The organism is Streptomyces sp. cf386, assembly GCF_900103585.1.
Lineage (GTDB): Bacteria > Actinomycetota > Actinomycetes > Streptomycetales > Streptomycetaceae > Streptomyces.
This window is the reverse complement of record NZ_FNHV01000017.1, coordinates 65,471-85,732: the sequence shown is the minus strand read 5'-3', so window position 1 is coordinate 85,732 and position 20,262 is coordinate 65,471. Positions and strand designations below refer to the sequence as shown.

General features: G+C 70.9%; 20 protein-coding genes and 3 tRNA genes. 9 read left to right on the top strand and 14 right to left on the bottom strand.

What is annotated here, in order from left to right; translation table 11 throughout:
- Positions 1-151: 151 nt before the first annotated feature.
- On the top strand, positions 152-1,990 hold the full coding sequence (locus tag BLU79_RS35285; protein ID WP_093910067.1) for an HSP90 family protein: 1,839 nt from the start codon (positions 152-154) through the stop codon (positions 1,988-1,990).
- The gene (locus BLU79_RS35280) at positions 1,987-4,938 is read left to right on the top strand and encodes an FUSC family protein (protein ID WP_256333581.1); all 2,952 of its coding nucleotides are present in this window, start codon (positions 1,987-1,989) and stop codon (positions 4,936-4,938) included. The genes BLU79_RS35285 and BLU79_RS35280 overlap by 4 nt, the downstream gene beginning before the upstream one ends.
- 113 nt (positions 4,939-5,051) lie before the next feature.
- On the opposite strand, the gene BLU79_RS35275 is transcribed toward BLU79_RS35280, so the two are convergent.
- The gene (locus BLU79_RS35275; protein WP_093910066.1) at positions 5,052-6,788 is read right to left on the bottom strand and encodes a DAK2 domain-containing protein; all 1,737 of its coding nucleotides are present in this window, start codon (positions 6,786-6,788) and stop codon (positions 5,052-5,054) included.
- Positions 6,789-7,044: 256 nt separating this feature from the next.
- Here BLU79_RS35275 and rpmB point away from each other — a divergent pair, with 256 nt between their 5' ends.
- Complete coding sequence (rpmB, locus tag BLU79_RS35270; RefSeq protein ID WP_003993230.1) at positions 7,045-7,230, top strand: 50S ribosomal protein L28; 186 nt, start codon at positions 7,045-7,047, stop codon at positions 7,228-7,230.
- Between the two features lie 98 nt (positions 7,231-7,328).
- Here rpmB and thiD read toward each other — a convergent pair whose 3' ends face one another.
- Both thiD and BLU79_RS35260 read right to left on the bottom strand, forming a co-directional pair.
- The gene (thiD, locus tag BLU79_RS35265) at positions 7,329-8,120 is read right to left on the bottom strand and encodes a bifunctional hydroxymethylpyrimidine kinase/phosphomethylpyrimidine kinase (protein ID WP_093910065.1); all 792 of its coding nucleotides are present in this window, start codon (positions 8,118-8,120) and stop codon (positions 7,329-7,331) included.
- Positions 8,117-9,085 (bottom strand): thiamine-phosphate kinase, encoded by a 969-nt coding sequence (locus BLU79_RS35260; RefSeq protein WP_093910064.1) that lies wholly within the window; start codon positions 9,083-9,085, stop codon positions 8,117-8,119. The genes thiD and BLU79_RS35260 overlap by 4 nt, the downstream gene beginning before the upstream one ends.
- 206 nt (positions 9,086-9,291) lie before the next feature.
- Here BLU79_RS35260 and BLU79_RS35255 point away from each other — a divergent pair, with 206 nt between their 5' ends.
- Both BLU79_RS35255 and BLU79_RS35250 read left to right on the top strand, forming a co-directional pair.
- The gene (locus BLU79_RS35255; protein WP_003997603.1) at positions 9,292-9,525 is read left to right on the top strand and encodes an Lrp/AsnC family transcriptional regulator; all 234 of its coding nucleotides are present in this window, start codon (positions 9,292-9,294) and stop codon (positions 9,523-9,525) included.
- 19 nt (positions 9,526-9,544) lie between these two features.
- A complete protein-coding gene (locus tag BLU79_RS35250; protein WP_093910063.1) occupies positions 9,545-10,069 on the top strand; it encodes a DUF3515 domain-containing protein in 525 nt (174 codons plus the stop codon).
- A 117-nt stretch (positions 10,070-10,186) separates the two neighbouring features.
- Here BLU79_RS35250 and BLU79_RS35245 read toward each other — a convergent pair whose 3' ends face one another.
- Genes BLU79_RS35245 through BLU79_RS35235 form a run of 3 tightly spaced genes read right to left on the bottom strand, consistent with a single transcriptional unit; the run spans position 10,187 to position 13,198 of the window.
- Positions 10,187-11,344, bottom strand: coding sequence for a D-alanine--D-alanine ligase family protein (locus BLU79_RS35245; RefSeq protein WP_093910062.1), 1,158 nt, complete (start codon positions 11,342-11,344; stop codon positions 10,187-10,189).
- A gap of 58 nt (positions 11,345-11,402) precedes the next feature.
- Positions 11,403-12,413 (bottom strand): NAD(P)H-dependent glycerol-3-phosphate dehydrogenase, encoded by a 1,011-nt coding sequence (locus tag BLU79_RS35240; protein WP_093910061.1) that lies wholly within the window; start codon positions 12,411-12,413, stop codon positions 11,403-11,405.
- Entirely contained in the window at positions 12,410-13,198 is a 789-nt protein-coding gene (locus BLU79_RS35235) for a lysophospholipid acyltransferase family protein (protein WP_093910060.1), read from the bottom strand. The genes BLU79_RS35240 and BLU79_RS35235 overlap by 4 nt, the downstream gene beginning before the upstream one ends.
- 169 nt (positions 13,199-13,367) lie before the next feature.
- Between BLU79_RS35235 and cofC the strand changes: the two genes are divergently transcribed.
- Both cofC and BLU79_RS35225 read left to right on the top strand, forming a co-directional pair.
- Positions 13,368-14,006, top strand: a complete 639-nt coding sequence (cofC, locus tag BLU79_RS35230) for a 2-phospho-L-lactate guanylyltransferase (RefSeq protein WP_093910059.1) — start codon at positions 13,368-13,370, stop codon at positions 14,004-14,006.
- A gap of 102 nt (positions 14,007-14,108) precedes the next feature.
- Positions 14,109-14,312 (top strand): hypothetical protein, encoded by a 204-nt coding sequence (locus tag BLU79_RS35225; protein ID WP_093910058.1) that lies wholly within the window; start codon positions 14,109-14,111, stop codon positions 14,310-14,312.
- 76 nt (positions 14,313-14,388) lie between these two features.
- Here BLU79_RS35225 and BLU79_RS35220 read toward each other — a convergent pair whose 3' ends face one another.
- From BLU79_RS35220 to leuC, 4 genes are all read right to left on the bottom strand, one after another.
- A complete protein-coding gene (locus BLU79_RS35220) occupies positions 14,389-15,033 on the bottom strand; it encodes an HU family DNA-binding protein (protein WP_093910057.1) in 645 nt (214 codons plus the stop codon).
- Between the two features lie 137 nt (positions 15,034-15,170).
- Positions 15,171-15,401 (bottom strand): SCO5555 family protein, encoded by a 231-nt coding sequence (locus BLU79_RS35215; protein ID WP_093910159.1) that lies wholly within the window; start codon positions 15,399-15,401, stop codon positions 15,171-15,173.
- 266 nt (positions 15,402-15,667) lie between these two features.
- Positions 15,668-16,261, bottom strand: coding sequence for a 3-isopropylmalate dehydratase small subunit (gene leuD / locus BLU79_RS35210; RefSeq protein ID WP_093910056.1), 594 nt, complete (start codon positions 16,259-16,261; stop codon positions 15,668-15,670).
- 5 nt (positions 16,262-16,266) lie between these two features.
- Positions 16,267-17,691, bottom strand: a complete 1,425-nt coding sequence (gene leuC / locus BLU79_RS35205; protein ID WP_093910055.1) for a 3-isopropylmalate dehydratase large subunit — start codon at positions 17,689-17,691, stop codon at positions 16,267-16,269.
- Between the two features lie 202 nt (positions 17,692-17,893).
- Here leuC and ndgR point away from each other — a divergent pair, with 202 nt between their 5' ends.
- Positions 17,894-18,610: an IclR family transcriptional regulator NdgR gene (gene ndgR / locus BLU79_RS35200; protein WP_093910054.1), complete on the top strand. Its 717-nt coding sequence runs from the start codon at positions 17,894-17,896 to the stop codon at positions 18,608-18,610.
- A 71-nt stretch (positions 18,611-18,681) separates the two neighbouring features.
- Here ndgR and BLU79_RS35195 read toward each other — a convergent pair whose 3' ends face one another.
- Positions 18,682-19,206, bottom strand: a complete 525-nt coding sequence (locus BLU79_RS35195; RefSeq protein WP_093910053.1) for a DUF4188 domain-containing protein — start codon at positions 19,204-19,206, stop codon at positions 18,682-18,684.
- Between the two features lie 89 nt (positions 19,207-19,295).
- Between BLU79_RS35195 and BLU79_RS35190 the strand changes: the two genes are divergently transcribed.
- A complete protein-coding gene (locus BLU79_RS35190) occupies positions 19,296-19,943 on the top strand; it encodes a MerR family transcriptional regulator (protein ID WP_093910052.1) in 648 nt (215 codons plus the stop codon).
- A gap of 50 nt (positions 19,944-19,993) precedes the next feature.
- Here BLU79_RS35190 and BLU79_RS35185 read toward each other — a convergent pair.
- The 3 genes from BLU79_RS35185 to BLU79_RS35175 all read right to left on the bottom strand — a co-directional run bounded on the left by BLU79_RS35185 (position 19,994) and on the right by BLU79_RS35175 (position 20,262).
- A tRNA-Glu gene (locus tag BLU79_RS35185) sits at positions 19,994-20,069 on the bottom strand.
- 28 nt (positions 20,070-20,097) lie between these two features.
- Positions 20,098-20,169 (bottom strand) — tRNA-Gln (locus BLU79_RS35180).
- A 20-nt stretch (positions 20,170-20,189) separates the two neighbouring features.
- Positions 20,190-20,262, bottom strand: a tRNA-Glu gene (locus tag BLU79_RS35175).

Below are 20,262 nucleotides of genomic sequence, written 5' to 3'. Positions count from 1 at the left end.
GTCGTCAACGTAAACGTCCCGGAAACCCCTGGTCAGACGGTTCGTTCCGGCTCTAGGATGGCGCGCTCCGGCCATCCCTTCGCGGTCACCGCCTCACCGGGACCGCCCGACCCCGCGCCGTCGCCAAGTCCCCCCCAACGGCGCTGCGACGATGGACTCCCAGACCTCACAGTCATCCCAGGCACCTCAGCCGTCCCAGCCACCTCATACGTTCCAGGTCGACCTGCGCGGTCTGGTGGACCTGCTCTCCCATCACCTCTACTCCAGTCCGAAGGTCTATCTGCGCGAGCTGTTGCAGAACGCCGTCGACGCCATCACCGCCAGACGCGCCGAGGAGCCGGGCGCGCCGGCCAAGGTGCGGCTGTACGCCGACGGAGGCGCCCTGCGGGTCGAGGACTCCGGGGTCGGGCTCACCGAGGCGGACGTGCACAACCTGCTGGCGACGATCGGACGCAGCTCCAAGCGTGCCGAGGGGCTTCAGGAGGCCCGGTCCGACTTCCTGGGGCAGTTCGGCATCGGTCTGCTGGCCTGTTTCGTTGTCGCCGAGCGGATCCGGGTGGTCAGCCGCAGTGCCCGTACGCCGGATGCGCCGCCCGTGGAGTGGACGGCGACGGACGACGGTTCGTACACCGTGCGGACGCTGCCGGACGACGCCCGCACCGAACCGGGCACCACCGTGCACCTGGTGGCGCGGGCCGGGGCCGCCGAGTGGCTGGCCGAGGACCGGGTCCTGGCGCTGGCACGGGACTTCGGCTCGCTGCTGCCGTACGACGTCCGGGTCGGCGACGAGGCGGTCACCGACCTGCCCGCGCCCTGGGACCGGCCGTACCCCTCCCCCGCCAACCGCAGGGTGGCGCTGGCCCGGCACTGTCACGACCTGTTCGGCTTCACCCCGCTGGACTCGATCGAACTGAACGTGCCGCTCGCGGGGATCCGGGGCGTGGCGTACGTCCTTCCCTCGGCGGTCAGCCCGGCCCAGCGGGCGGGTCATCGCGTCCACCTCAAGGGCATGCTGCTGACCGAGCGGGCCGAACAGCTGCTGCCGGACTGGGCGTTCTTCGTGCGGTGCGTGCTCGACACGGACAGCCTGCGGCCCACGGCCTCGCGCGAGTCGCTGTACGAGGACGAGACGCTGGCGGCCGTACGGGAGGCGCTCGGCGAAAGGATTCGGTCCTGGCTGACGGGGCTGGCCGGCGGTGATCCGGAGCGACTGGCGGCCTTCCTGTCCGTGCACCACCTGGGCGTGAAGTCCCTCGCGCGGCACGACAAGGAGATGCTGCGCACGATGCTGCCGTGGCTGCCCTTCGAGACGACCGACGGCCGGCTGTCCCTGGAGGAGTTCGCGCAGCGGCACCCGGTGGTGCACTTCACGCGGAGCGTCGAGGAGTACCGCCAGGTCGCGCCGATCGCGTCCGCGCAGGGCGTCGGGGTGATCAACGGCGGCTACACCTACGACAGCGAGCTCGTCGAGGCGCTGCCGTCGGTGCGGCCGGGAACGGTCGTCGCCGAGCTGGACGCGGACACGGTGACGGCCCATCTGGACGCCGTCGACCCGGCCGAGGAACTGGCCCTGTCGGGCTTCCTGGCGGCCGCGCGGGCGAAGCTCGACCCCCTGGGCTGTGACGTCGTCCTGCGCGCCTTCCATCCGCTGTCCGTGCCCGCGCTGCATCTCGACGACCGGGCGGCCCGGCACGAGCAGGCGCGCGCGGAGGCCGCGGAGCAGGCCGACGACCTGTGGGCGGGCATCCTCGGCTCGTTGCGCGGCAGCACGCCACGCGCGCGTCTTGTGCTCAACCACCTCAACCCACTGGTCCGGCGGATCAGTTCGCTGGGCGATCCGGAGCTGATCGGCACCGCCACCGAGTCCCTGTACGGGCAGGCGCTGCTGATGGCGCAGCGCCCGCTCAGGCCGGCGGACTCGGCGCTGCTGAACCGGGCCTTCATCGGCCTGCTGGAGTGGGCCACGAACGGCGAGGAGGGGCGCTCATGAGCGGAATCGACGGGATCGCGGACTTCGACTCGCTGCGCCACGCGATGGCGGAGAACTCCGAGGAGCCGGAGGGTCCCGCCCGCAACGCGCGCGCGGAGCAGCTGCTCGCCGAGGCCGAGAAGCTGGCCATCCCGCTCGCCGTGATCGAGGCGCTCGGACACCAGCTGAAGGTCTACAACTACAGCTCCGAGAAGGGCAAGATGTTCGTCCCCTTCGCGCGTCTGCTGCGCATGTGGGACGAGCGGCCCGAGGACTTCGACGCGTACGAGACGCACTCGCTGCACTGGGTCTTCAAGTGGATGTCGTCCGGCATGCTCGACCAGCCGCACATCCCGCTCGCCTCGATCGAGAAGTGGCTCGGCGAGATGGAGCACCGCTACCGGCTCGCCGGGCACTCCGAACGGGCCGTGCGCAGCGCCGAGTTCAGCGTGGCCGCGCATGTCGGTGACGTCCCGCGCGCGGAGCGTGCCTACACGGCCTGGCTGGCGGCCGACCGGGACGCCATGGCCGACTGCCACGCGTGCGAGCTGCACGGGCAGGGGTGGTGGCAGGTCGCTCGGGACCGGGACGCCGAGGCACTGCGGCTGTGGCGGCCGGTCCTGGAGGGCGAGTTCATGTGCGCCCACGAGCCGCACACGGTCCTCGCGTCCTCCCTGGCGCCGCTGCTGCGCCTGGGCCGCGTGGACGAGGCCCGCGCCAACCATCTGCGCGGCTTCCGGCTCGTACGGGCCATGGAGAGCATGCGCGGGGCGTACGCGGACCACGTGGAGTTCTGTGCGCTGACCGGCAACGAGGCGCGTGGCCTGGAACTGCTCGCGCAGCGGCCGGCGTACTTCACGGACGACGGCCATCCGCGCAGCAAGCTGGAGTTCATGGCGGTGGTGGCCCTGCTCATGAACCGCCTGACCGCGCTCGGGCTGGGAGACCAGCAGGTGCCCGGTCCGGCGGGCCGTACCTGGACCGCCCGCGAACTCGCCGCCCACGCGCGTGAGGAGGCCCTCGCGCTGGCCGCGCGCTTCGACGAACGCAACGGCACGGCGCACGTCAGCGAGCGGGCACGCGCGCGTATGGAGCAGCGGCCCCTGGTGGAGCGGCTGCCGTTGGGGGTGCGGACGACGGCCCGGCCCACGGCGGTGTCCGTACCGGTGACGGCCGTCGCCGATGTGCCGCAGGACGCGGAGTCCGACCTGCCCGCACTGATCGCCGAGGCACGACGGCTGTCGGACACCCTGCAGCCGAACGCGATCGAGGCCTGGGCGGCCGTCTCGCGGGCCGCGGAGGGCGTCGAGCTGGACGCCCTCGACCGCGCGGAGATCGCCGACCACCGGGCGATGGACCTGGGCCCCGAGGGCATCGGCCTCTTCGCCGAGGCCGCCGAGCTGTACGCGCAGGCGGGCGACCCCGGGGAGGCCCTGGCGGCACGCGCGCGTGGAGCGTACGTACGCGCTCTCACGGGCGAGGTGGCCGAGGCCCTCACGGTGATCGCCGGCCTGTACGACCGCGTCCTCACGCTGTACGCCGAGGACGGCACGGGCGTACGTCAGACCGCGGCCGTGCTGATGGCCCGGGCGCGGATTCTGATGCGGCGGGTGCACGAGGCGGCCGAGGACGGTGCGGGGGAAGCCGTGGTCGCCGACGCCGAGACCGCCGCCCGTGAAGTGCTCGCGCTCGTCGACGGGCAGGGCGGGGACGTACGGCTCGCCTCGCGGGCCGCCGAGGCGCAGGCGATGCTCGCGGAGCTGGCGGCGCTCACCGGGGACGTGGAGGGAGCCGCCGAGCTGTTCGCGCGGGCCTCGGCGGCGTTCGTCGGGGCGGGGCTGCCGTGGTTCGCGGTGGAGTACGAGGCGCGGCTGGCGGGTCTCGCGCACCATCTCGGCGACACGGCTGAGGCCGAGCGGGCGCTGCGGGCGGCCCTGGAACACGGCGGACAGCATCTGGAGGCCCCGGGGCGGGCCCAGCTGCACCTCCAGCTGGCCGAGGTGCTCGGCGGCCGGGGGTTGTCCGAGGAGGCCGCCGAACACGCCCTGGAGGCGGCGCACTGGGCCGACGAGGCGGGCGAGAGCCGCACCCTGGGCGCCTGGGCACGACAGCAGCTCGGCGGGTTCCTGCTGCGGCAGGAGCGGTTCGCCGAGGCCGCCGAGGTGCTGGAGTCGGCGCTGCCCGACCTGACCGCCGAGACGCACGGCGACGGCGCGGTCGTCCAGACGCAGTGGTGGCTCGGCGACTGTCTGAGCGAGCTCGGGGAGCACCGCGAGGCGGCCGAACGCCGGTTGCAGGCCGCCGAGATCGCCCGGCACTGGCCCGAACAGCACGACCACGCCACGCTCGCCCACCTCGCCGCCGAGTCGCTCGGCCACGCGGGTCTGCTCGCCGAGGCGGACCAGGCCTACGCGCGCGCGGGCGCGCTGTGGCGCTCGCTCGGCAACGTGCACGGTCTCGTCCGCTCCCTGCGCGCACGCGCGTGGCTGGCGTTGCGCGTGGAGGGGGCGGAGGGCGGGAGCGACACGGCGGCCGAGTTGATGGCGAGCGCGGTCGCGGAGTGCGCGGCGGCACTGGACGGCGTGGACGACGAGGAGGCGCGGCAGCGGCTCACCGCCGAACTCGGCCACACCCACCGCCAGTTCGGCGACCTCCTCGCCCGGTCCGCCGCCGAGGACGCCGAGGACGAGTCGATCCGGGCCGCGCTGGAGGCGGCCCTGTCCCAAATGACGCAGGCGGTAGCGGTGTTCGCCGCCCTGGGCGACGACGCCCTGCACAGCCGCACGGGCGCCGAACTCGCCGCGGGGTGGCTGGAGGCCGACCTGAGCCGTCCGGCACAGGCGGCGGCACGCGCGCGTGCGGTGCTGACGACGTACGACGGCTGCGGCGAGGACGACGAGACGGCGCAGGAGCGGCGGGCGGAGGCCGAGCAGATGCTTCAGGTGGTGGAGGAGCGCGACACGGAGTAGGCCCGCTCAGGGTCCGGCTTCCCGGTGTTCAGCTTCTCGGTGTTCAGCTCCCCGGCGCAGGGCCCCTGGCGCTCACCCGTGTGCTCACTCCGCCCCCGGTCACGCCACTCCGCTCACTCCACGCCGATGAGCAGCAACGCCCCTTGCCGCCCGCCCCGGTACACCACCGTGTCGACGGCGAGATACGACTCACGCACGCGTGCCTCCAGGTGCTCGGCGATCGCCTCGGGCGCCTCGTCGCCGAGGACGAGGGTGACGAGTTCGCCGCCCGCGGCGAGCATGCGGTCGAGGACGGTCGCCGCGGTGTCCGTGACGTCCGAGCCGATCACGGCCACGTCGCCGTCGATGAGGCCGAGGACGTCGCCGGCCTGGCAGATGCCGGCCATGGTCCAGGACTGGCGCTCGGCGACGGCGACCTCGGCGTAGCGGGTGGCGCCGGCCGCCGAGGTCATCGACACGACGTCCTCGTCGAAGCGGCGCTCCTGCTCGTGCACGGCCAGCGCCGCGATGCCCTGGACCGCCGAGCGGGTCGGGATCAGCGCGACGCGGATGCCCTCGGTGCGGGCCTGCTCTGCCGCCGCCGCGGCGGTGTGGCGCAGCTCGGCGTCGTTGGGCAGCAGCACGACCTCGCGCGCGTGGGCACGCCGTACGGCCTCCACCAGTTCCCCGCTCGCGGGCGGCTCCCCGGGGCGCGCGAGGACGGTGGTCGCGCCCGCCTCTCGGTACAGCCCGTCCAGTCCCTCACCGGGCACGACGGCGACCACGGCACGCTGGGCCCGCTCCCGGGGCGGCCGTCCGCCCCCGGTGGTGTGCACGTCGCCGACGCCGAAGTGGGTGATCCGGATCCGGTACGGCCGCCCGGCCTCGACGCCGGCTTCCACGGCCGCCCCGGCGTCGTCGACGTGCACGTGGACGTTCCACAGCCCGTCACCGCCGACCACGACGAGCGAGTCCCCGAGGGCGTCCAGCCGCTCCCGGAGCCGCGCCACGGCCGCGTCGTCGGCCTCCAGGAGGTAGATCACCTCGAAGGCGGGCCCGCTCTGTCCATGGTCACCCTGTCCACCGTCGCCCGACTCATGGCCCACGGCCCCGCCGGCACAGCCACCGAGATCACCAGGGCCCGCTGAGCCGCCCGGCTCGTGCGCCACGGCCGCGGCCGCCACCGCCTCCACGGCGACCGCGCGCGGAGCCTCCCCCGTGAACGTCTCCACCAGCGCCGCGAGCACCGCCACCAGCCCCCGCCCGCCCGCGTCGACGACCCCGGCCCGCTCCAGCACCGCCAGCTGCCCCGGAGTCGCCGCGAGAGCCGCCCGCGCCCCCTCGTAGGCCGCCCACGCGACCGTCCCGCAGTCCCCCTCCGCCCCGGTGGCAGCGTCGGCCGCCGCCGAGGCGACCGAGAGCACCGTGCCCTCGACGGGGTGGGCGACCGCCAGCCGGGCGGCGTCGGCAGCGTGCCGCAACGCCAGCCGCAGTCCCTGTCCGTCGGTGTGAGCGGAGTCACCGTCGGCGGCGAGCACCTGCGCCATGCCCCGCAGCAGCTGGGCGAGGATCGTCCCGGAGTTCCCCCGGGCGCCTATGAGGGCCCCGTGCGCCATCGCGCGCACGGCATCGGCCAGCGAGGGGCCGCCCGTCCGTACGGCATCCAGCTCGTACCCGGCGAACACCGCCTCGACCGCGGCCACGGCCGACTCCACGGTCAGATAGAGGTTCGTCCCGGTGTCCCCGTCGGCCACCGGATAGACGTTGATCGCGTCGATCTCCTCACGCGCGCGACCGAGCGACTCCAACGCGAGGCCGCACCAGGTGCGCACCGCGAGAGCATCGAAGAATGTCTGCGGCACCTGCGCCACCTGCGCCTCCTTGAGCTGCCGAACGTGGCACGCAGCGTAGACCCAGGCCCGGTGTGCGCCGGAAGAGGGCCGGGAGCGGGGCCCTGAGCTGCCATGGTAGTTTCGTACTGCTGGCGCAGTCGTTGTATGCTGCTCCGGTTGCCCGATACGCATCGGGCCGTTCCCCTGGCAACGCCACTCAGATCTCTGATCCTAGATCTCGATCCCGGCAAGCCGGGATTATCCGTAAGTGCATCTGAAGTCTTTGGAGTGACCCGTGGCTGCCAACTGCGACGTCTGCGGCAAGGGGCCGGGCTTCGGCAACAACATCTCGCACTCGCACCGCCGTACGTCCCGTCGCTGGAACCCCAACATCCAGCGCGTTCGTACCGTGGTCGGCGGGACGCCGAAGCGCGTGAACGCTTGCACGTCTTGCATCAAGGCCGGCAAGGTCTCGCGCTGACGCTCAGCTGAGCGCGCGGCCACTGCCGGTTCGCTGCACTAAGCCGGTCCACCTCGCGTGGACCGGCTTCTTGCTGTTCCTGAGCGACTACGTCCCGGCTACGAGCCCTCGCGGAACCGCCACCCATGATCCACCGGCCCGATTCCCGCACCGAGCGCGAACCCGGCCCTGATCGCCCCGGTGACGTATTCCTTGGCCGCCGCCACCGCCTCCGGCACCGGAAGCCCCTTCGCGAGCCCTGAGGCGATCGCGGAGGCGAGCGTGCAGCCCGTCCCGTGCGTGTGCCGGTTGTCGTAGCGAGGCGCCCGCAGCCAGTGCTCCCGCGAGCCGTCCGTGAGCAGATCCACGGCGTCCCCGGGCAGATGACCGCCCTTGATCAGCACCCACCGCGGCCCGTACGCCAGAACGGCCGCTGCGGCCTCGCGCACCTGCTCCTCCGACTCGACCCGCACGCCCGTCAGTTGCGCCACCTCGTCGAGGTTCGGCGTCGCCACGGTCGCGACCGGCAGCAGCTTCGTACGTACCGAGTCGAGCGCGGAAGCGGCCAGCAGCGAGTCCCCGTGCTTGGAGACCCCCACCGGGTCCACCACGGCGGGCGCGTCCGTGCCCCCGATCAACTCTGCCACCGTCTCGACGAGTTCCGCCGACGCGAGCATCCCCGTCTTGATCGCCTGGACGCCGATGTCGTCGACGACACTGCGGTACTGCGCCCGCACGGCCTCCACCGGAAGCTCCCACGCACCCTGCACACCGAGGGAATTCTGCGCCGTGACCGCGGTGATCACGCTCATGCCGTGCACGCCGAGCGCGAGCATGGTCTTCAGGTCGGCCTGGATGCCCGCACCGCCGCCGGAGTCGGAGCCCGCCACCGTAAGGACGCGCGGGATCATGACTCGATGTCCCCGCCGAAGTGGTCCCAGCCGCCCTTCTTGGTCCACGGCGCCCCGTCGACCGTGACCTGGGGCAGCGCCGAGGGGTTGAGGACCTCGCCGATGACCTTCCAGCGGGCCGGGAGCTTCACGTCCGGCGGGAAGGTCGCCACGATCGCGTGATCCTCTCCCCCGGTCAGCACCCACTGCATGGGGTCGACGCCGACGGCCTGCCCGATGTCGTTCATCTGGGTCGGGATGTCGATCGCGCCCGAGCGGATGTCGATCCGGACCTTGCTGGCCTCGGCGATGTGCCCGAGGTCGGCGATCAGTCCGTCGCTCACGTCGCACATCGCGGTGGCGCCGAGCCCGGCGGCGGCCGGACCCGCGTGATACGGCGGCTCGGGACGCCGGTGCGCCTCCACGAAGGCGCGCGGTGAGCGGAAACCCCGGGCGAGCACGGCGTATCCGGCGGCGGACCAGCCCAGCCAGCCGGTCACGGCGACGAGGTCGCCGGGCTGTGCGCCGGCCCGCGTCACGGGCTCCTGGTTGCGCAGATCGCCGAGCGCGGTGATCGACACCATGATCGTGTCGCCCCGTACGACGTCCCCGCCGACCACCGAGGCACCCGCCACCTGGCACTCGTCGCGCAGGCCGTCCATCAGCTCGCTCGGCCAGGTGACCGGGAGTTCGGCCGGCACGACAAGGCCGAGCAGCAGCGCGGTCGGTACGGCGCCCATGGCGGCGATGTCCGCGAGGTTCTGCGCGGCGGCCTTGCGGCCGACGTCGTAGGCCGTGGACCAGTCGCGGCGGAAGTGCCGTCCCTCCAGCAGGATGTCGGTGCTCGCGACCACCCTGCGGTCGGGCGCGGCCACCACCGCGGCGTCGTCGCCGGGGCCGACCCGGACCGCCGGGGTGGTGGTGAGACGGGAGGTGAGCTCCCTGATGAGCCCGAACTCACCGAGCTCACCAACAGTGCCCTTCATTGCCCTTACGCCCCTTCTGTCCCTGTCCGCACCCGGTCGCGCGTCACTTCGGTCCTCGCTACGGTCGAGGTGTACGTCAACTTCTGTCGTGCCTGCACCCCGGCGCGCAAGCCCCGGTCCCCGCAGGTCTCCCCGCGGCAAGCGGCGACGCGATACCGTGGCGTTCCTTTTCCCCACATGATCCTCGTGGCCGCCCTGGAGGTTCCGTGGTACAGGCGTACATCCTGATCCAGACGGAGGTCGGCAAGGCGTCGACCGTCGCCGAGACGATCAGCAAGATCCCTGGAGTCATCCAGGCCGAGGACGTGACGGGACCCTACGACGTCATCGTGCGCGCCCAGGCCGACACAGTCGACGACCTGGGCCGCATGGTGGTCGCCAAAGTCCAGCAAGTGGACGGCATCACCCGCACCCTGACCTGCCCGGTCGTCCATCTGTAGCCCCGTCTACTGTTGGCCGGTGAACTCTTTCCGTCACCGGCGCATTTCTGCCCTCGGGCTGCCCGTGCTCGTCCTGCTGATCAGCGCCGCGGGCTGCTCATCAGCAGACGACAGTGCGTCGGCGGCGGTTCCCAGCCCCGGCACGACGGCCGAGAAGCTGTGTCAGAACCTCGACAAGGTACTGCCGGCCAAGGTGGACGGTGAGCGCCGTGAGGACCCCTCGCCCGCGTCCGCGCTGACCGCGGGGTGGGGGGACTCGGCGATCATACTGCGGTGCGGTGTCGCAAGGCCGCCGAAGATGGTCGACCCCAAGGTGGCCGAGGGCCGGGACCCGGACGCGGTCGCCGGTGGCGTAGAAGGCGTCAAGTGGCTGATGGAGAAGCAGGACGGCGGGGGGTACCGGTTCACGAGCGCGAGCCGTCGCGCGTATGTCGAGGTCAGCGTGGAGGAAGGCCGGGACAGTTCGGGAGCCCTGATCGACCTGGCCCCGGCCATCAAGAAGGCGATCCCCGAAGGAATCGCCGACTTGACGGTGAGCAACTGAGCGGTACGCGGCCGAGCGATACGGGTCCGACCGGTACGGGTCCGACCGGTACGGGTCCGTCCGGTACGGGTCCGTCCGGTACGGGTCCGTCCGGTACGGGTCCGTCCGGTACGCCCGTCACCTGAGCCCGGTGGACCGCCGCAACGCCGCCTGGATCAGCAGGTCCACCAGGTCCGGGTAGCTGATCCCGCTCGCCTGCCACATCTGCGGGTACATCGAGATCGGCGTGAAGCCGGGCATCGTGTTGATCTCGTTGATCACGAACTCCCCGTCCTCGGTGAGGAAGAAGTCCGCCCGCACCAGGCCCTCGCAGGAGGCCGCCTCGAAGGCGTCCACGGCCAGACGCTGCACGTCGGCCGTCTGCTCCGGCGTGAGCGGCGCCGGCACGATCCCCGGCGTGGAGTCGATGTACTTGGCCTCGAAGTCGTAGTACGCGTGGGCGTCCGGCGGCGGGATCTCGGCCGGCGCGGAGGCGCGCGGCCCGTCCTCGAACTCCAGCACCCCGCACTCGATCTCCCGGCCGCGCAGCGCCGCCTCGACGAGGATCTTCGGGTCGTGCCGCCGGGCCTCGGCGATCGCCTCGTCCAGTCCCGCCGGGTCCTCGACCTTGGTGATGCCGATCGACGAACCCGCGCGCGCGGGCTTCACGAAGAGCGGCCAGCCGTGGTCACCGGCGAGGTCGATGATCTTCTTGCGGGCGCCGGACTCGTCCTGCTCCCACTCACGCGGCCGGATCACCACGTACGGGCCCACCTTGAGCCCGAACGAGGTGAACACCCGCTTCATGTACTCCTTGTCCTGGCCGACGGCCGAGGCGAGCACACCCGAACCCACATACGGCACCCCGGAGAGCTCCAGCAGGCCCTGGAGGGTGCCGTCCTCGCCGTAGGGCCCGTGCAGCACCGGGAAGACTACGTCGATCTCGCCGAGGGCCTTGGGCACCGATCCGGGTTCGGCGTAGACGACTTCGCGGTTCGCCGGGTCGACGGGGAGCACGACGCCGCCCTCGCTCGACTCGGCCAGCTGCTCGACGTTGGGCGTACGGCGCTCGGTGATCGCCATGCGTTCCGGTTCGTCGGCGGTGAGCACCCAACGGCCACTCTGCGTGATACCGATCGGCAGGACGTCGTACTTCGTCCGGTCGATCGCGCGCAGTACGGCGCCGGCGGTGACCATGGAGATCCCGTGCTCGGAGCTGCGACCGCCGAACACGACGGCCACGCGCGGCTTGCGGGGCTGCTGGTCAGGGCTCTGGGGGAGGTTCTCGGTGCTCATATCGCGTTGAGCGTACCCGCCCGTAGGGGCCGAGTCAGCGTCCGGAGGGTGCGTTCGCTCAGCGTCGCTCGGGCTTCGCGCTGCGCGACATCAGCTCCTTGAGGGCGACCACCGGCGGCTTGCCCTCGTGCACGATCCCGACGACCGTCTCCGTGATCGGCATGTCGACGCCGTGCCTGCGGGCCAGATCCAGCACGGACTCACAGGACTTGACGCCCTCGGCGGTCTGCTTGGTGACCGCGATGGTCTCCTGGAGCGTCATGCCCTTGCCGAGGTTGGTGCCGAAGGTGTGGTTGCGGGACAGCGGCGAGGAGCAGGTCGCCACCAGGTCGCCCAGGCCCGCGAGTCCGGAGAAGGTCAGCGGGTCGGCGCCCAGCGCGACCCCGAGCCGGGTCGTCTCGGCGAGACCGCGCGTGATCAACGAGCCCTTGGCGTTGTCGCCGAGGCCCATGCCGTCCGCGATGCCGACGGCGAGGCCGATGACGTTCTTCACGGCTCCGCCGAGTTCGCAACCCACCACGTCCGTATTGGTGTACGGGCGGAAGTACGGCGTGTGGCAGGCGGCCTGGAGCCGCTGGGCGACGGCCTCGTCGGTGCAGGCGACCACCGCGGCGGCCGGCATCCGCGCGGCGATCTCGCGGGCGAGGTTGGGGCCGGTGACGACGGCGATGCGGTCGTGGCCGACCTTGGCGACGTCCTCGATGACCTCGCTCATCCGCATGGTGGTGCCGAGTTCGACGCCCTTCATCAGGGACACCAGGACCGTGCCCGGCGCCAGCATCGGGGTCCACTCGGCGAGGTTGGCGCGCAGGGTCTGGGAGGGAACGGACAGCACCGTGAAGTCGGCCCCCGCCATGGCCTCCGCGGGGTCCGTGGTCGCCCGTACGCCTTGCGGGAGCTCGACGCCGGGGAAGTAGTCGGGGTTCGTCCGGGTCGAGTTGATGGCCTCGGCGATCTCGGCGCGACGGGCCCACAGGGTGACCTCGCACCCCGCGTCGGCGAGGACGATGGCGAAGGCGGTGCCCCACGAACCGGCGCTCAGAACCGCCGCCTTGACGGGCTTGCTCACGTGCCCTGCCCTTCTTCCTGCTCGGCCTTCGGCCCTTGCGTCCGCTGGGTCTGCGCGGCAGTCCTGCGCCGCTGCTCGATGCGCTCCTGGCGCGGGTCGTACGGCGTCTCGGGCGCCTTCTCGCCGCGGATCTCCTCCAGGTGGCGGGTGATGGCGGCCATGATGACCTCCGTCGCCTCCTTCAGCAGCTCCGGGGACATCTCCTTGTCGTAGAAACGCGTGAGGTCCACGGGAGGGCCCGCGAGCACCCGGTGGGTCTTGCGCGGACGGAGGTTGAGCTTCTTGGCGTACGGCGGCAGCAGTTCGTTGGCGCCCCACTGCGCGACGGGAATCACCGGGCACTTGGTCTGCAGGGCGACCCGGGCGGCACCGGTCTTGCCGGTCATGGGCCACTGGTCGGGGTCGCGGGTGATGGTGCCCTCGGGGTAGAACGCGACGCACTCGCCGCGCTCCACGGCGTCGATCGCGGCCCGGAAGGCGCTCAGCGCGTCCGTCGTCTCCCGGTAGACGGGGATCTGCCCGGTGCCGCGCATCGCGGCGCCGATGAATCCCTTCTTGAAAAGACCGCTCTTCGCCAGGAATCGCGGAACCCGGCCGGTGTTGTACTGAAAGTGCGCGTAAGCGAAGGGATCGATGTGCGAATTGTGGTTCACCGCGGTGATAAATCCACCCTCGGCCGGAATGTGCTCCATTCCACGCCAGTCCCGCTTGATCAGAACCACCAACGGCGGTTTGCAGAGCACCGCGGCGAAGCGGTACCAGAAGCCGATTCTGCGGCGGGGCACGCGCGCACCTTCCTCTAGGGATCAAGGACATCGGGCCGGGGGGCCGCACAAGTGTCGCCCCAGGCCGCCGGTCTGTCGAGAACACGGTACGCCTCGCGACCGCGACCGCCAGATGGCCCTGGTGACGGCTGAGTGACAATGACCGCGACGAGAGAGGGACGGAACGCTGGTGCAGTGGACCTTGGTCGTACCCCTGAAGCCCTTGGCGCGGGCGAAGAGCAGGCTCGCGGACACCGCGGCGGACGGGCTGCGCCCGGGCCTGGCCCTCGCCTTCGCGCAGGACACCGTGGCCGCGGCGCTGGCCTGCCCGGCCGTGAAGGATGTGGCAGTCGTCACGGACGACGCCCTGGCCGGCCGCGAGCTGGGCGCACTTGGCGCGCACATCGTCCCCGACGAGCCGGGCGACGGCCTGAACGCGGCACTCGCACACGGCGCGGCGATCGTACGGTCGTCCCGCCCCGAAACCCCCGTAGCGGCCCTGAACGCCGATCTCCCCGCCCTACGCCCCCTGGAATTGGCCCGCGTCCTGGACTCGGCCGCAGAATTCCCCCGAGCTTTCCTCCCGGACGCGGCAGCAATCGGCACGACGCTGCTGTCCGCAGTCCCCGGATATGAATTGCTTCCCGCATTCGGCGAGGATTCCCGAGCCCGCCACCGCCTCTCGGGAGCGACAGAACTCCACCTCGACAACGTGGACTCCGTACGCCAGGACGTGGACACCGGCGAGGATCTACGCGCGGCCCTGACCTTGGGCGTGGGCCCACGCACGGCGGCGATGGCAGCAAGGCTGCTGATCACGGACCAATAGCCGTGCAGCCCCGAAGGGGCGCACGGCCAGGGGCGCGGGGAACTGCGCGACCAGCCCCAACGGCGCCGCACCCCATCCACAACCCGTCGTAGGCTGACCCCCATGCAGGCCACCGCGTACACCTACGACGCCGAAACCCACTCCGGCAGCGTCCTACTGGACGACGGCACCCCCGTCCCCTTCGACGCCCCCGCGTTCAACGCCGGAGGCCTCCGGCTGCTTCGCCCCGGCCAGCGCGTACGCATCGAGACCGAGGGCAAGGGCGACTCCCTGCGCATCACCCTGATCACGCTGCAGACCTTCTGAGGCACCGAACCCCGAACACGCCGCGGGCCGGACTCCCCACGGAGTCCGGCCCGGCGCGTGAGTGCCCTTCGCGGTCCTACCTGCTGCGCGTGGTCCTCTTGGCAGTGGACTTGCGCGCCGTCGACTTCTTGGCCGGGGCCTTCTTGGCGGTCGCCTTCTTCGCCGGGGCCTTCTTGGCCGTCGCCTTCTTGGCGGTGGCCTTCTTCGCCGCGGTGGTCTTCTTGGCGGCGGCCGTCGTCTTCTTCGCCGTCGTCTTCTTCGCGGTGGTCTTCTTGGCGGCGGCCGTCGTCTTCTTCGCCGTCGTCTTCTTCGCGGTCGTCTTCTTCGCCGCGGCCGCCTTGGTGGTCTTCTTCGCGGCGGCCTTCTTGACCGTCGCCGCGGCACCACCGGTCAGGCTGCCCTTGGGCGCCTTCTTGACGGCGACCTCGCCGCCCCGCGGGAGCTTCTTCGAGCCGCTCACCAGGTCCTTGAAGCCCTGACCCGCACGGAAGCGCGGAACGGAGGTCTTCTTGACCCGAACCCGCTCTCCCGTCTGAGGGTTACGGGCGTAACGAGCCGGGCGGTCGACCTTCTCGAACGAACCGAAGCCGGTGACCGAGACCCGCTCACCCGCGACGACCGCGCGGACGATGGCGTCCAGGACATGGTCGACAGCCTCGGCGGCCTGCTGACGGCCGCCCATCTTGTCGGCAATCGCTTCTACGAGCTGCGCCTTGTTCACGTCTTCCCCTTCGGAGACATCGCCAGAACGAAAGTGTTCAAGCTTTTTCGCACGTTAGGCAGATATATACCGCAAATCAAACACGAAACGGGCTAATCACCCTTGTGCCGCAACAGACTCGACGGTCTCGAAGGTGTTCAGCGTTCCTCTTCGGGGAATCGCCCCGCGTCGAGGTCCGCGATGAACCGCTCCAGACGCCTTGTCGCTTCGGCTACGTCGTGCTTGGCCGCGGCCGTAATGACCAGCAGCTTCCGGGTCAGCGCCATCCGTACGCCCTCCGGGACTTGCAGTGCGCGCACTCTTGTGTGCGCTTCCTTCAGTTGGTCCGCGACTGCCGCATAGAGCTCGAGTTGGCCGTCGTGTTCCATGCACAGATTGTGCCATCTGGGGCGAGTTGTCGCCTGCCAGGGGTGCAACTCCGGCCTCAAATGGCCTTCCGGGCACTTGCGGAAGCCGCGACCACAGGACTCGCGTACCCCGGCAACACCCTTCGTAACGTGGGAAGTTGAGGTCGGCGCCGGGCCATGCGGGGGCCGTTCGGGTGCAGACATGGCAGTACCCCCGATCGGGGCCGATCGGGGGTACTGGGAGGGTGTTTCGGTGTCCGAAAGTCGCCTTGCGCGGCGGCTTCGGATCAGCCCTGGAGCGTGCGCGGCTTGAACGAGGGCCGCTTCGCCTCGTAGGCGGCGATGTCGTCCTCGTTCTGCAGGGTGATCGAGATGTCGTCGAGGCCGTTCAGCAGCCGCCAGCGGGAGTTCTCGTCCAGCTCGAAGGCGGCGGTGATGCCCTCGGCGCGCACCTCGCGAGCCTCGAGGTCGACCGTGATCTCGGCCTGCGGGTCCTGCTCGGTGAGCTCCTGCAGCGCGTCCACGATCTTCTGCTCCAGAACCACCGTGAGCAGGCCGTTCTTGAGCGAGTTGCCGCGGAAGATGTCCGCGAAGCGCGAGGAGATGACGGCCTTGAAGCCGTAGTTCTGCAGCGCCCACACGGCGTGCTCACGAGACGAACCCGTACCGAAGTCGGGACCGGCGACCAGCACCGTGGCGCCTTCGCGCTCGGGGCGGTTGAGCACGAACTCGGAGTCCTTGCGCCAGGCCTCGAACAGCCCGTCCTCGAACCCGTCCCGGGTCACCTTCTTGAGCCAGTGAGCAGGGATGATCTGGTCGGTGTCGACGTTGCTGCGGCGCAGCGGGACGGCCCGACCGGTGTGCTTGGTGAATGCTTCCATGACTCTCAGACTCCAGCGGGCACAGGGGCGTCGGACAGGTCGGCGGGCGAGGCCAGGTGGCCCAGCACGGCGGTCGCGGCGGCGACCTGCGGCGACACCAGGTGCGTACGACCGCCCTTGCCCTGCCGGCCCTCGAAGTTGCGGTTGGAGGTGGACGCGGAGCGCTCACCGGGGGCCAGCTGGTCCGGGTTCATGCCCAGGCACATCGAGCAGCCCGCGTGCCGCCATTCGGCGCCGGCGTCCTTGAAGACGACGTCCAGACCCTCGGAAACGGCCTGCAGACCCACCCGCGCGGAGCCCGGCACGACCAGCATCCGTACGCCGTCGGCGACTTTGCGGCCCTTGACGAGCTCGGCGGCGGCGCGCAGGTCCTCGATGCGGCCGTTGGTGCAGGAGCCTACGAAGACGGTGTCCACCTTGATGGAGCGCAGCGGCTGACCGGCCTCCAACCCCATGTATTCCAGGGCCTTTTCGGCGGCGAGGCGCTCCGAAGCGTCTTCGTACGAAGCCGGGTCGGGGACGTCCGCCGAAAGCGGTGCGCCCTGGCCCGGGTTGGTGCCCCAGGTGACGAACGGCGACAGTTCGGCGGCCTCGATCACGACCTCGGCGTCGAACTCGGCGTCCTCGTCCGTCTTCAGCGTCTTCCAGTACGCGACCGCCGCGTCCCAGTCCTCGCCCTTGGGCGCGTGCGGACGGCCCTCGAGGTAGTCGAACGTGGTCTGGTCGGGGGCGATCATGCCCGCGCGGGCGCCGGCCTCGATCGACATGTTGCAGATGGTCATCCGGGCCTCCATCGAGAGCTTCTCGATGGCGGAGCCGCGGTACTCCAGGACATAGCCCTGGCCGCCGCCCGTACCGATCTTGGCGATGATCGCCAGGATCAGGTCCTTGGCGGTGACGCCGTCGGGCAGCTCACCGTTGACCGTGATGGCCATGGTCTTCGGGCGGACCAGCGGCAGCGTCTGGGTGGCCAGGACGTGCTCGACCTGGGAGGTGCCGATGCCGAACGCCAGACCGCCGAAGGCGCCGTGGGTGGAGGTGTGGGAGTCGCCGCAGACCACGGTCATGCCGGGCTGGGTCAGCCCCAGCTGCGGGCCGACGACGTGCACGACGCCCTGCTCGACGTCGCCCAGCGGGTGCAGCCGCACGCCGAACTCGGCGGCGTTCTTGCGCAGCGTCTCGAGCTGGACGCGGGAGACCGGGTCCGCGATGGGCTTGTCGATGTCGAGGGTCGGGGTGTTGTGGTCCTCGGTGGCGATGGTCAGGTCGAGTCGGCGCACCTGGCGACCACTCTTACGGAGGCCGTCGAAGGCCTGCGGGCTGGTCACCTCGTGCAGCAGGTGCAGATCGATGAAGAGGAGGTCGGGCTCGCCCTCGGCGCGCCGGACGACGTGGTCGTCCCAGACCTTCTCCGCGAGTGTCCTACCCATCGCTTTCCCTCCGGCCGGCAAACGGTCCACCGGCCCAACTAGAGATCTTGAGAAGGCGGCCACCGCCCGCGCCCCTGCTACCGGGCGTCCGCCGCCAGGCCCGCTCTGGTCCGCGGGCCGCTCTGCCTTCGTTCTTCCAGAGTGGCGCGTTCCACGGAAAATTGAACTTGCGTTTCACAGAGTGAGACGCGAGTATCGTTTCATGGACAACAGTAGCGGCGTCGGCGTTCTGGACAAGGCAGCCCTTGTCCTGAGCGCCCTGGAGTCCGGTCCGGCCACCCTCGCAGGGCTCGTCTCGGCCACCGGACTGGCACGACCCACGGCCCACCGGCTGGCCGTGGCTCTGGAACACCACCGCATGGTGGCGCGCGACATGCAGGGCCGTTTCATTCTCGGCCCTCGGCTTGCGGAACTGGCCGCGGCGGCCGGTGAGGATCGTCTCCTCGCCACGGCGGGCCCGGTCCTGACCCACCTCCGTGACATCACCGGCGAGAGCGCTCAGCTCTACCGCCGCCAGGGCGACATGCGCATCTGCGTCGCCGCGGCGGAACGCCTGTCCGGCCTTCGGGACACGGTCCCGGTCGGCTCGACGCTCACGATGAAGGCGGGCTCCTCCGCGCAGATCCTCATGGCCTGGGAGGAGCCGGAGCGCCTGCACCGGGGCCTGCAGGGCGCCCGCTTCACGGCCACCGCGCTCTCGGGCGTACGACGCCGGGGCTGGGCCCAGTCGATCGGCGAGCGCGAGCCGGGCGTCGCGTCCGTCTCCGCACCGGTACGCGGCCCGTCGAACCGCGTGGTGGCCGCCGTCTCGGTCTCCGGCCCCATCGAGCGCCTGACCCGCCACCCGGGCCGTATGCACGCCCAGGCGGTCATCGACGCCGCCGCCCGCCTCTCCGAGGCCCTGCGCCGCACCGGCTGACTCCGGGACACGTCAGCGGGGAGGGACCGCCTCAACGCCGCGGCAGGCCCTCCCCGTCCCCCGATCCCCCGTCACCTGGCTTCTTCGGCCACCTTCGCCTTCGCCAAACGGTGCGCGAACCGGTCCTTCCCGGTACGCCCCCGCCGCTCCAGCGGCACCTGACCGTGCGCCGCCGCGAGCCCGAAGGCCGGCATGTCGGCGTAGATCGACTCGTACGACCCCTCGGGCACGACATAGGTCTCGTGCCACAGCCCGACGTGCTGCTTGGCCTTCCCGGCCTTCTCCTTGCGGTTGATGATCGCCCACGCCCGGCGGTGGAACATGTCCGGCGCCTGCGCGTACTCGTACAGCTTCTCCTTGGACTCCCAGTACTGGACGACGTAGTACGTCCGCGGGTTGGCCGTCAGCAGGACATGGCTCAGCAGGCCACGCTCGGGCGCCTTCCCCAGCTCGCGCAGCATCCGCGGCATGGCCAGGAAGACCGGGAACCAGTGATGCACGGCCCAGAAGTGGTTGATGCGCATACCGATCAGCAGGACGACCACATCGCCCTCGGTGTCCGCGGTGGTGCGACCCGGTACCGGCTTGGCGAACATGACGAGCCCTCGTTTCCCCAGTCGGATAGCGGCACTATCCTTTCGAGTGGTGCTTGGATAGTGACACTCCCCAAGGAAGGGCGCAAGAGATGCGGCTGGCCGAACTGAGCGAGCGCAGCGGGGTGTCCACCGCGACGATCAAGTACTACCTGCGCGAAGGGCTGTTGGCGCCCGGCCGCCAGATCAACACGACGACGGCCGAGTACGACGAGGAGCATCTGCGCCGGCTGCGGCTGATCCGCGCGATGATCCAGGTCGGCCGGGTGCCGGTGGCGACGGTCAGGGAGGTGCTGGGGCATGTGGACGACGACTCCCTGCCCCGCGCGATCCGCCTGGGCGCCGCCATGTGGGCACTGCCACAGGTGCCGGAGCCGGACGAGGAGGACGAGTACGTCCAGGCCGCGCACCAGGAGGTCACCGCACTCCTGGACCAACTCGGCTGGGAGAACGCCAAGCAGCTCACGAGCATCTCCCCCGCGTACCGCTCACTGGTGGTGGCGGTGGCCGCGTTCCGCCGGCTCGGCTACGGCTTCGGGGCCGAACTGCTCGCACCGTACGCCGAGTTGATGCACCGGACGGCCGTCCTCGACCTGGACAACATGGAGACGCACCCGTCCGCGGCGGAGCGGGTCGAGTTCGCGATCCTGGGGGCGATCCTCAACGAGCCGGTACTGCAGGCTCTGCACCGCCTGGCCCAGGAGGAGGAGTCGACGCGGCGGTACGGCTTCGACGAGTAGCCGGCGCCGGGCACGACAAAGGCCCTCCGCCGAAGCGAAGGGCCTTCATGTGGTACCCCCGACCGGATTCGAACCGGCGCTACCGCCTTGAGAGGGCGGCGTGCTAGGCCGCTACACAACGGGGGCGTGGACTCTGCGTTTCCGCAGGTCCGAGCTGGTCTACCTGGACTCGAACCAAGACTAACTGAACCAGAATCAGTCGTGCTGCCAATTACACCATAGACCAATGTGGTTTAGACCAGTTCGTACCCCCGACCGGATTCGAACCGGCGCTACCGCCTTGAGAGGGCGGCGTGCTAGGCCGCTACACAACGGGGGC